Raw genomic sequence first — 11,135 nt, 5'->3', positions numbered from 1 at the left:
ACAAGTAAAGGTGTGACACGTATAGCTTATTCTTGGGTATTGACAACAACCATCACAAACAAAAGATTAGCCCAGTTTGGGCTAATCTCTGGAGCTCAATACTATAGTAAAGTACATGTTTAGAGTAAAATTGAACCGCCGTATACGGAACCGTACGTACGGTGGTGTGAGAGGTCGGAGGTTAATCACCTCCTCCTACTCGATGTTTTTCTAATGCATTTAAAATGCATGTAATGTACATAATAACCGTAGTGCACCATTATTTGAATTTAAATAGTATGGAGCTGATTGTAATGGCGCAAGTCATTTACTTGAGGTTAAAGCCCAAACAGGTTGTTAAAAAAGGTCAACAGATTTACTTAAAGGATATAGCATGGATTAGTACTAATAACGACGATGTTAAGAAAAAGTTATCAACACTTTATTTGCATACGGTGTCTGAAGAAGATCAAACGTATAAAGTGTTCGATTTGTTTAGTGTTATTGAGCGGGTTCACACATTGTACCCCGAATATGAAATCGAGTCTGTTGGCGCATCACAAGCCATCTTAGTGATTTATCAACCTAAGCCAAAAATTTATCCATTGTATGTAGTATTTATTTGGGCACTTTTATTTGTTGGTGCAGCAATGGCAATTATGAATTTTCACTTTGATGTCAGTATGGAGGAAGTTCAATCCACGCTTCATAGAATGATTTCTTCAGAAAATGAAAATCGAAGTGTGCTTTGGCTTCAAGTTCCATACTCAATCGGACTTGGTCTGGGGATGATCTTGTTTTTTAATCATTTTTTCAAAAAGCGATTTAATGAGGAGCCAAGTCCCTTAGAGGTAGAAATGTTTAATTATGATCAAGACCTCCATCATTATGTTTCATTCAATGAAAATGAGTTGAACAAGAGTAATGATGATTAGCTATGTCGTAGAAGTCTTTATTGGATTAGCTGGAGGTTTAGCCGTTGGTTCAGGGTTTGTAGCCTTTATAACTGTATTGGGAATTATTCCTCGACTAGTTCAATTAAGCAAATCAAAAAAGTTCCTTCAATTTTACGAGTGGGCTGTCGTATTAGGAGCATTGTTTGGGATATTTCTCTCATTTACGCAAGCTACTTTTCAACTGCCAATACTAGTTGAAATGTTTTGGGGGCTTTTACATGGGGTTTTCATAGGCATGTTGGCTGCTGCTTTAACGGAAGTCCTTAACGTATTTCCGATTATGGCGAAGCGAATGAGGTTGGGTGAAAAAATTCAATTATTAGTGCTTGCTATTGTATTTGGGAAAATAATCGGGTCCTTATTTCAATGGATAATCTATGTAAGATGAAAGGTGAGTTGGTATGATCACTAAGGATAATTATGCAAATGACATAAAAAATTATCAACCTAAACCGAAATTATTTAAAAATTGCTTAAAAGCATTTTTAGTCGGAGGCTTTATTTGTTTAATTGGACAAGGTTTAACTATTTTTTACATTGAGGTTTTTGGCTTTACAGAAAAGACTGCGGGCAACCCAGTTGTCACAACGTTAATTTTAATTGCAGCATTACTTACTGGCTTTGGTGTATACGATAAAATTGGACAATTTGCTGGAGCTGGTTCTGCAGTACCTGTAACCGGCTTTGCTAACTCAATTACCAGTGCTGCTTTAGAACATAAAAGTGAAGGGATTGTACTTGGAGTCGCTACAAATATGTTTAAATTAGCTGGTAGCGTAATTGTGTTCGGTACTGTCTCCGCTTATGTTGTAGGTGTAATTAGATACTTAATTGAACAGTTCTTATGAGGGTGACGATATATGAAACTAGGAAAACAATCGTGGAAATTTAATCAAGTTTATATTCAGGCTGCAGCAACAGTAACAGGACCATCAGAACAACAAGGTCCACTTAAAGAGTATTTTGATTACTCTTTTGATAACCTACATTGTAATGAAAAAAACTGGGAAAGTGCTGAGCGAGCTCTTCTGAAAAAGTCGATTGATCTTTGTATGAGTAAAACGAATATAAGACAAGATGCCATTGACTTGTTTATTAGTGGAGATTTATTAAATCAAAATGTGTCTTCTAACTATGTAGCACGTGATATTCCTTCACCATTTTTGTGCGTGTTTGGAGCATGCTCAACATCGATGGAGACAGTCGCTATTGGGTCAAGTTTAATTGATAGTGGTAACTGTAATAATGTTTTAGCAAGTACAAGTAGTCATTATTCTACTGCTGAGAGGCAATTTCGGTATCCAACAGAGTATGGAGGTCAAAAACCAGACACGGCTACAACGACAGTTACTGGGGCAGGAACTATACTATTAAATAATAAGCCCTCAGATATTCAAGTTGAAGGAGCTACTATTGGTAAAGTAATTGACTATGGGCAAACTGATCCGTTAGATATGGGGTCGGCAATGGCGCCAGCAGCAGCTGATACAATTGTTCAACATATGAAGGATTTCGGACGTAAGCCTGAAGATTATGATTTAATTTTAACGGGTGATCTATCAAGTGTAGGCTCACCAATTGTAAAGAAAATGACCGAACAATCTGGATTTGATATGGAAGGAGTCCATCGAGATTGTGGACTGATGATCTATAATCCAAACCAGCAAGTATTCGCTGGAGGTAGTGGTTGTGCTTGCTCTGCTGTTGTGACGTATGGTTATGTTTTACAACAATTAAAAGAAAATAAATTAAAACGCGTATTGATTGTCGCAACAGGGGCTTTATTAAGTCCAACATTAGTTCAGCAAAAAGAAACGATTCCTTGTATCGCACATGGTGTCGTTTTACAAAGGGCGGATGTTTAAATGTTTATGGATTTTTTCTGGGCATTTGTTGTTGGGGGAGCGATTTGTGTCGTAGGTCAGCTATTGTTAGACATATTTAAATTAACCCCGGCTCATGTGATGTCATCTTTCGTTGTTGCTGGAGCCGTCCTGGATGGGTTTAATCTATACGACAAATTAATTGAATTTGCAGGAGCGGGTGCAACGGTACCGATCACAAGCTTTGGTCATTCATTATTGCATGGGGCAATGACACAGGCTGAAGAACATGGGTTTATAGGTGTAGCTGTTGGTATATTTCAGTTGACGTCTGCAGGTATTGCTTCAGCTATTCTGTTTGGATTTATTGTTGCATTAATCTTTAAACCTAAAGGGTGATTTTATTGAAACCAGATAAAGAAAGAAAAATCAGCAAATCCATTGTAGATAACAGAAAGTTCTTAAAGGATTTACTTGGGATAGGTGAATCTTTTGATGCTGATGTTCGTACGTTAAATGTTTTGGGAACAGAGGTTGATATTTACTTTGTAAATGGTCTTAATGATAAAGATCATATCAATATCGTCATGAAAGAGTTGTTAGAGCTAAATGACGTTGAACCTCGAACAAGACATATTCATGAATTGATAGAAAATAGGTTAGTTAATAACCAAGTAGAAAAAATTGATGTAACTTACGATGCCGTAACCGAAATTTTATCTGGTTTAATCGTCATTATCGTTGATGGCTATGAAGAAGCTTTTGCTGTTGATACACGTAGTTACCCTGGTAGATCACCTTCTGAACCTGATACCGAAAAAGTCGTTAGAGGATCAAGGGATGGCTACACGGAAAATATTATCGTAAATACCGGCTTAACGAGAAGACGGGTTCGAGATGATAATTTACGTTTTGAAATTTTAAGAATTGGCGCTCGGTCAAGAACAGATGTTGCCATTGCCTATTTAAAAGATGTAGCAGACCCTGGATTGGTTCAAGAAATCAGAGCTAGCTTGGAGAAAGTAGATGTTGACGGGCTTTCAATGGCTGAAAAAAGCCTTGAAGAATTTGTTGTAAACCAAAAAGGAAACCCATTTCCTCTTGTTAGATTCACTGAAAGACCAGACGTTGCATCGGCTCATCTATTTGAAGGGCACGTTTTAATTATGGTTGATACTTCACCAAGTGTAATTATTACGCCGACAACATTTTTTCACCATGTTCAACACGCAGAGGAATTTAGACAATCACCTGTTGTCGGTACGTTTGTAAGGTGGGTGAGGTTCTTTGCAATCTTTTTCTCTATTTTCTTACTGCCTATATGGTTATTATTCGTTATGCACCCGGAATTATTGCCTCCAAACTTATCATATATAGGACCAAACGAGGAAGGGAATATTCCAATATTAGTTCAAATTCTAATGGCGGATATAGGGGTTGAGTTCCTCAGAATAGCTGCGATTCATACGCCAACTGCTGTATCTACAGCAATGGGGCTAATTGCAGCCATCTTAATTGGTGAAATCGCTATAGAGGTTGGACTATTCACACCAGAAATTATCTTATACGTTGCAATTAGCGCAATGGGAGCATACGCGACTCCAAGTTATGAATTGAGTGTCGCGAATAAACTTGCAAGACTAGCTTTAGTCCTTATCACAGCGGCTTTAGGAGTGAAGGGACTAGTAATCGGCTTTACGTTATACGTACTATTCCTAGCGAAGACTATGTCACTGAATACACCTTATTTTTGGCCTGTTATCCCATTTAATGCAAAGGCGCTATATCATATTTTATTCAGAGTACCTATCCCACTTCACAAAATTAGACCTAGTATTGTTCATCCACAAGATGAAGAGAGAAGATAAACATATTATTTAATTGATACAATTTCATTCATGTGGTAAAGTTTAAGGGATAAATTTATATAATAATCGATACTTGTCGCCATTTTTAGCGGCAGGTATCGTTTTATATTTTTATACATAATGTAAGAAGGTGATGATGTTGCAAAGTGATCATCTACAAATCGGTGGAATAGATGCCGTTGAGTTAGCAAATAAATATGGCACACCTTTGTTTGTTTATGATGTTAATCAAATAAGAGAACGTGCTCGATCTTTTACAAAAACGTTTGAGTCCCTTGGTGTTGATTTTCAGGTGGCATATGCGAGTAAAGCCTTCTCCTCAATAGCCATGTTACAAGTAGCTAAACAAGAGAATTTAAGTTTGGATGTCGTTTCACAAGGAGAACTTTATACAGCAATTAAAGCGAATTACCCTGTTGAAAAAATTCATATGCACGGTAATAATAAAAGCCGAGAAGAATTAGAGATGGCTATTGAATATAATATCGGTTGTATCGTAGTTGATAATTTCTATGAAATAGAATTACTAAATGAGATATTAGAGCAAAAAAATGCGAAAACAAAAGTGCTCTTAAGGGTAACACCGGGAATCGAAGCTCATACTCATGATTACATCTTAACAGGTCAAGAAGACTCGAAGTTTGGGTTTGATTTAAGTAGTCAACAAGCGGACCGAGCACTTAAGCTATTACTTAACCATGAACGCATTGATGTCTTAGGAGTTCATTGCCATATTGGTTCTCAAATTTTTGAGACTCAAGGATTTATTATGGCTGTTAAAAAAATATATGAAACCTTAGAAAATTGGAGAAACCATTACCAATATCAATCACAAGTCATTAATCTTGGTGGTGGTTTTGGGATTAAATATACTGACGAAGACGAACCTTTACCTTTGAACGATTATGTAGTTAAATTGGTTGAAGCTGTAAAAAGGGAAACAATTAATCGTCAATTAAACTTACCAGAAATTTGGATAGAGCCTGGTCGATCAATTGTAGGTGAAGCTGGAACAACCCTATATACAATTGGTTCTATTAAAGATCTACCTGGTGTACGTAAATATGTATCCGTTGACGGAGGTATGACAGATAATATCAGACCGGCTTTATATCAAGCAAAATACCATGCATTAGTTGCAAATAAAATCAACCAACCAGTCACAGAAAAAGTATCTATCGCTGGTAAATGTTGTGAATCTGGAGATATGTTAATATGGGATTTAGATGTTCCTCAAATTGACAGTGGAGATTTACTAGCAGTACCTTCAACAGGTGCATATGGTTACTCAATGGCAAATCATTATAATCGTTTCTCAAAGCCAGCAGTTGTTTTTGTGGAAGATGGGAAAGACCAATTAGTCGTAAAAAGAGAAACTTATCAAGATGTGCTTTCTAATGATTTATCTTATGAATAAAACAAACATTAAAGGAGAAGAGTGCAATGAAACAAGCAACAATACAATTTGAAAATGGTGAACAAATTAATATTGAACTATTTGAAGAGGATGCACCTAATACGGTACAGAACTTTGTGAAATTAGCTGAAGAAGGCTTTTATAATGGTTTAACATTCCACCGAGTCATTCCGAATTTTGTGATTCAGGGAGGCTGCCCACGCGGCGATGGAACTGGTGGACCCGGGTATACAATTAAATGTGAAACAGAAGGTAACCCACGAAAACATGAGCGTGGAAGCTTATCGATGGCGCATGCTGGTAAAGATACTGGCGGTAGTCAGTTCTTTATTTGTCATTCATCTCAGCCACACTTAGATGGTGTGCACACTGTATTTGGGAAGGTAACAGACGGAGTAGAAGTCGTTGATCGAGTGCGTCCTGGCGATGTTATGGACAAAGTCACAATCAAATAATATAAGCAGCATATAAGTTATAGAGACAGTTTATTATGATTTGACAAATGTCATAAAACAATTAAAGTATATAATGTATATTATTTAAGAAAGTTATCTATAACTATATAAAACTACGAAAGTTAATCTAAGAGGGGTTTTTATGCTGATTAAATATAAAAAGAGCTTTGAGAAGATTGCGATGGGATTACTTTCTTTCATGCCAGAAGAGAAAGAAGTCAAAAAATTGCAATCGACAATAAAGGAATATGAAACAAATGAACATTGGCGTTTGTTTCTATGGAAAGAAGAGGATATCCTAGGGTTGATAGGTGTCCGAATCGATGAAGATCAAAAAATGATTGTGCAGCACATTAGTGTAACACCATCACACCGTAACCAAGGAATAGGTAAGAAGATGGTTTCAGCACTTAAAGATCAATTTTCTAATGATTATCTGATTTGTGCGAATGAAAAAACTGAAAACTTTGTCAGTCAATGTGATGAGTAAGAAAATGGCCCTACTAGCTTTAATGTTAGTAGGGCTTTTTAAATTTTTTGATGTATTGATTAGTTCTTACTTAATAACTAGAGTTTTAATAGATATATTATTTCTTTTTAATAAAGAATTTGATAAGATTTGTATGGGTAAGCTTAACGTTCTGCGAAAAGAGTGAAATTATGGAACAAAAGTCGATTTATCAGGTTAAGTTAGATACATTTGAGGGACCACTCGATTTATTATTACATTTAATTAATCAATATGAAATTGATATTTATGATGTCCCAATGCGAGAAATTGCGGATCAGTATTTGAATTATATACATACGTTACAAGAATTACACTTAGATGTAGCTAGTGAATATTTAGTTATGGCAGCAACATTGTTAGCTATTAAGAGTGATATGTTATTGCCTAAACAAGAATTAGATTTTGAAGATGAATATGAAGAAGACCCTAGAGAAGAATTAATTCAGCGACTAATTGAATATAAAAAATATAAAGAAGCTTCACAAGTGCTAAGAGAGCGAGAATATGACTCGAATCAAACTTATACACGTGCTCCTATGGATTTATCTCGATATGAGAATACTGTTAAAGTGACTAAAAGTAATGAAGTGACCGTTGTGGATTTGGCAAACGCTTTTCAAAAAGTACTACGACGAAAACATTTGTTAGAACCTATGGAAACTACTGTGCAACGCCAAGAGATATCTATAGAAAAACGGATGGATGAAGTGGTTGGCCAACTAGAAAAAAATAGAGGAAAACAATCTTTTGAAAACTTATTTCCATATCAAGAGAAGTTTGAGATCGTGGCAACATTTTTGGCAATTTTAGAATTAATGAAAGCAGTTAAAATATCCTGTCATCAATCACAAAATTTTGATGAGATCATTGTGGAGTTAGCGAGGGTTTAACGAATGGAATTAAAGCAATTAAAAGGTGTCTTAGAAGGTTTGTTGTTTGTATCAGGTGACGAAGGGTTATCGGTTAAGCAACTAAAAGATGTATTATCTGTGGACACCGAAACAGTGTATGTCTTATTAGATGAATTGAAATATGATTACGAACATAATCAACGGGGACTATCTATACTAGAACAAAAGGAGGTATTTTTTCTAACAACAAAACCGGAACATGCACTATATTATGAAAAGATGAAAGAGACAACGATTTCATCACGCCTTTCACAAGCTGCTTTAGAAACATTAGCTATTATAGCTTATCAACAACCTATTACTAAAGTTGAAATTGAAGAAATTAGAGGAGTGAAAAGTGACGGGCCGGTCCAAACATTAGTATCACGTTTTCTTATAGAAGAATGCGGACGTAAAGAAACAAGCGGAAGACCGATTTTATATCAAACAACTAAGGAATTTTTAACATTTTTCGGTTTAACGTCGTTAGAGGAACTACCACCATTGCCAGATGAAGACTTTAATGAAGCTGTACAAGAAGCAGATTTATTCTTTAATGAATCATAATGACGAATATTTCTCAAGGAGGAACTTATAACCCCAATGGATACGCACCTTCTTTCGCAAGCGGAATCTATTAATGAACAATTAATATTTATTGAAAGTGAATTGCATGACTTCTTAGATTTCACAAGTATTGATAAACTTTTGGAAGCTGAAAAAGATTTAGATATTGAATACCTTCAGACTGTTTTAAAAGAATTTAGATATTTAGCGATCTTCTGTGGGGAGGGTCGTCAAGCGATTGGTAAACTTCTGAGAACTAGTCAATACGAACAAGATTATTTTGATAAAGTCTATAAAGGCATCTATTATAAGTGTGTTATAGAATATTTCTCACCTAAGGATGAGATTTGGTTCGAAGATAGTCGAGCGTCTTATAAAAATAAGTGTGCAATCGATTTCCAACAACATCCTGGAGAACTTATAATTGAAACAGTAAAAAAAGTGGAACCATCATTTTTAAAGTTAAGAGAACAACTTGATTATTTAGAACTCTAATTGAGACAGGGTAAAACCTGTCTTTTTTTTATTCATACATCTTGGACATGGACATATATTGTTTATGAGTAGTTCAAGTTCATCAAGTGAGGGGTTCTTCAATGAAAAAAATCTATATTTTAACGATTGTTGCACTTCTTTTTTCAATGTTTAGTACAAGCTTTAACTTTAAGACAGAAGCGGCACCAGATGTATCGGCTAGAAATGCCGTTGTTCTTAACATGGATAACAATGAAGTTATTTTTGAAAAACAAGCTCATGAGAAAAGAAACATTGCAAGTATTACGAAGATCATGACTGCTATAGTAGCTATTGAAAATAGAGATTTAAGTGATCGAGTGTTAATTAGTGACAATGCTGCTAGAAAAGAAGGTTCATCCATTTATACTAAACCAGGTGATACTTATACTTTAGAAGATTTAGTTTACGGTTTAATGCTTAGATCGGGTAATGATGCGGCAACTGCCATTGCGGAGCATGTAGGTGGAAGTGAGAAAGGGTTCGCTTTTTTAATGAATGAGAAAAGAGACTGGATCGGCATGAATAATAGTTCGTTTAAAAACCCTCATGGTTTAGATGAAGAAGACCATTATTCCACAGCATATGACATGGGATTGTTAACGAGTTATGCAATGAAAAATGATGATTTTAAGAAGATTTTCGGTACTAAAAAATACCTTTCTGACAATATAGATTACCACTGGTTTAATAAAAATAAATTGCTCATGACGAATGATTATTGCACGGGAGGAAAGACAGGGTTCACTAAAAGTGCAGGCAGGACATTAGTAACGACAGCAGAACATGAAGGAAAAAGAGTTGTAGTGGTAACTCTAAACGCATCAAATGACTGGAGCGACCATCGAGTGTTGTATGATTATGCTTTTAAACAAATTGATCAACAGTCAGATCTTATTGATGACGAAATATTAGATTTCCCATCATTTATTGAGTCTTATTTTGATGTATTAAATAGAATGCACGGTGTTCAAGAATGGTCCACATAATCTGGGTTGGTTTAGCGGCAGTAGGTATTGTTTATGCGATGTTTAACGGGACAATTGAAGAGGTTAATGAAGTTATTTTTGAAAGCGCAAATGAATCTGTCTACCTAATCATTAGTCTTGTTAGTATTTTAGTGTTTTGGTTAGGATTAATGCGTATTGCAGAAGAGGCTGGGTTGTTAGTAAAACTAGCAACACTTTTTAAACCATTGTTTACTCGATTATTCCCAGACATTCCTCATGATCATCCTGCTATGGGGTATATTCTATCTAATTTCTCGGCTAATTTATTTGGGCTCGGGAACGCTGCAACACCTCTAGGCATTAAAGCGATGCACGAAATGAAAAAGTTAAATGAAGACAAAGAGGAAGCTTCGAGATCAATGATTACCTTTCTAGCTCTTAATACCTCAAGTGTCACTTTAATACCAACGACAATTATCGCTATACGGATGCAGTATGATTCAGTTGCACCCACTGAGATTGTTATATCTACTATTCTAGCTACCTTGATTTCAACAACTGGTGCTATTTTGGTTGATCGTTATTTTTATTATCGTAGGCAAGGGAGATTAGACTATGATTCTTCAGTTAAGTAATTACATCATACCGCTCATCATTCTATTTGTTTTGCTTTACGGCACATATAAAAGAGTACCGACTTATGAGAAATTCGTTGAAGGAGGTAAGGAAGGGGTTTCGCTCGCTATTTCCTTACTTCCTTTTTTATTAGGTATGATTGTATCGATTAGCATATTTAGAGCATCTGGGGCAATGGATGCATTTGTGTCATTTATCGCACCTGTGCTTACTTTTTTTCATATACCACCTGATATTGTGCCGTTAGCATTAACTAGACCGATTTCAGGAACAGCTTCTTTAGGAGTCGCAACAGATATCATTAAAACTGAAGGCCCAGATTCTTTTGTTGGAAAATTGGCATCAACTATGCAAGGGAGTACAGACACGACATTATACATCCTAACGGTTTATTTTGGAGCTGTTGGAATAAAGAAAATGGGAGATGCGCTTAAGGTTGGACTGATTGCTGACTTTATTGGTATAATAGCATCGTTAGTAATATGTTATATGTTATTCGGATAAATAAAAAGAAAAAAGGGGGAGCGTTAACTTCTGGTTAACGCTCTTATCTTTGTGTATAGAAAGGTG

15 protein-coding genes are annotated in these 11,135 nt (G+C 35.7%); all 15 read left to right on the top strand.

Translation table 11 applies throughout. The features are described 5' to 3' along the window. Positions 1-293 precede the first annotated feature (293 nt). The 15 genes from ACTWQB_RS05525 (at position 294) to ACTWQB_RS05455 (ending at position 11,069) form a co-directional block, all read left to right on the top strand. Positions 294-914, top strand: a complete 621-nt coding sequence (locus ACTWQB_RS05525; protein WP_443138183.1) for a stage V sporulation protein AA — start codon at positions 294-296, stop codon at positions 912-914. Continuing rightward, complete coding sequence (locus tag ACTWQB_RS05520; protein ID WP_443138182.1) at positions 904-1,323, top strand: stage V sporulation protein AB; 420 nt, start codon at positions 904-906, stop codon at positions 1,321-1,323. Before ACTWQB_RS05525 ends, ACTWQB_RS05520 begins: the two co-directional genes overlap by 11 nt. A gap of 13 nt (positions 1,324-1,336) precedes the next feature. Beyond that, the gene (gene spoVAC / locus ACTWQB_RS05515) at positions 1,337-1,783 is read left to right on the top strand and encodes a stage V sporulation protein AC (RefSeq protein ID WP_443138181.1); all 447 of its coding nucleotides are present in this window, start codon (positions 1,337-1,339) and stop codon (positions 1,781-1,783) included. Between the two features lie 12 nt (positions 1,784-1,795). Continuing rightward, positions 1,796-2,800, top strand: coding sequence for a stage V sporulation protein AD (gene spoVAD / locus ACTWQB_RS05510; protein ID WP_443138180.1), 1,005 nt, complete (start codon positions 1,796-1,798; stop codon positions 2,798-2,800). Between the two features lie 6 nt (positions 2,801-2,806). Next, positions 2,807-3,157 carry a stage V sporulation protein AE gene (spoVAE, locus tag ACTWQB_RS05505; RefSeq protein WP_443138190.1) on the top strand — a complete coding sequence of 117 codons (351 nt, stop codon included), beginning with the start codon at positions 2,807-2,809 and terminating at the stop codon, positions 3,155-3,157. A gap of 5 nt (positions 3,158-3,162) precedes the next feature. Beyond that, complete coding sequence (locus ACTWQB_RS05500) at positions 3,163-4,626, top strand: spore germination protein (RefSeq protein WP_443138179.1); 1,464 nt, start codon at positions 3,163-3,165, stop codon at positions 4,624-4,626. 133 nt (positions 4,627-4,759) lie between these two features. Beyond that, positions 4,760-6,043, top strand: a complete 1,284-nt coding sequence (gene lysA / locus ACTWQB_RS05495; RefSeq protein WP_443138178.1) for a diaminopimelate decarboxylase — start codon at positions 4,760-4,762, stop codon at positions 6,041-6,043. A 26-nt stretch (positions 6,044-6,069) separates the two neighbouring features. After that, complete coding sequence (locus tag ACTWQB_RS05490) at positions 6,070-6,498, top strand: peptidylprolyl isomerase (protein ID WP_443138177.1); 429 nt, start codon at positions 6,070-6,072, stop codon at positions 6,496-6,498. Between the two features lie 142 nt (positions 6,499-6,640). After that, positions 6,641-6,988 carry a GNAT family N-acetyltransferase gene (locus ACTWQB_RS05485; RefSeq protein WP_443138176.1) on the top strand — a complete coding sequence of 116 codons (348 nt, stop codon included), beginning with the start codon at positions 6,641-6,643 and terminating at the stop codon, positions 6,986-6,988. Positions 6,989-7,158: 170 nt separating this feature from the next. Beyond that, a complete protein-coding gene (locus ACTWQB_RS05480) occupies positions 7,159-7,899 on the top strand; it encodes a segregation/condensation protein A (RefSeq protein WP_443138175.1) in 741 nt (246 codons plus the stop codon). Between the two features lie 3 nt (positions 7,900-7,902). Next, positions 7,903-8,466, top strand: coding sequence for an SMC-Scp complex subunit ScpB (scpB, locus tag ACTWQB_RS05475; RefSeq protein ID WP_443138174.1), 564 nt, complete (start codon positions 7,903-7,905; stop codon positions 8,464-8,466). Between the two features lie 36 nt (positions 8,467-8,502). After that, positions 8,503-8,961: a DUF3907 family protein gene (locus tag ACTWQB_RS05470; RefSeq protein ID WP_443138173.1), complete on the top strand. Its 459-nt coding sequence runs from the start codon at positions 8,503-8,505 to the stop codon at positions 8,959-8,961. Positions 8,962-9,062: 101 nt separating this feature from the next. Further along, positions 9,063-9,968: a D-alanyl-D-alanine carboxypeptidase family protein gene (locus tag ACTWQB_RS05465; RefSeq protein WP_443138172.1), complete on the top strand. Its 906-nt coding sequence runs from the start codon at positions 9,063-9,065 to the stop codon at positions 9,966-9,968. Next, positions 9,956-10,564, top strand: coding sequence for a nucleoside recognition domain-containing protein (locus ACTWQB_RS05460; protein ID WP_443138171.1), 609 nt, complete (start codon positions 9,956-9,958; stop codon positions 10,562-10,564). The genes ACTWQB_RS05465 and ACTWQB_RS05460 overlap by 13 nt, the downstream gene beginning before the upstream one ends. Further along, on the top strand, positions 10,545-11,069 hold the full coding sequence (locus tag ACTWQB_RS05455) for a spore maturation protein (RefSeq protein WP_443138170.1): 525 nt from the start codon (positions 10,545-10,547) through the stop codon (positions 11,067-11,069). Before ACTWQB_RS05460 ends, ACTWQB_RS05455 begins: the two co-directional genes overlap by 20 nt. The last annotated feature ends 66 nt before the right edge of the window (positions 11,070-11,135 follow it).

It is taken from the genome of Piscibacillus sp. B03, from assembly GCF_052246295.1.
GTDB lineage: Bacteria > Bacillota > Bacilli > Bacillales > Alkalibacillaceae > Piscibacillus.
This window is presented reverse-complemented; position numbering and strand designations above follow the sequence as displayed.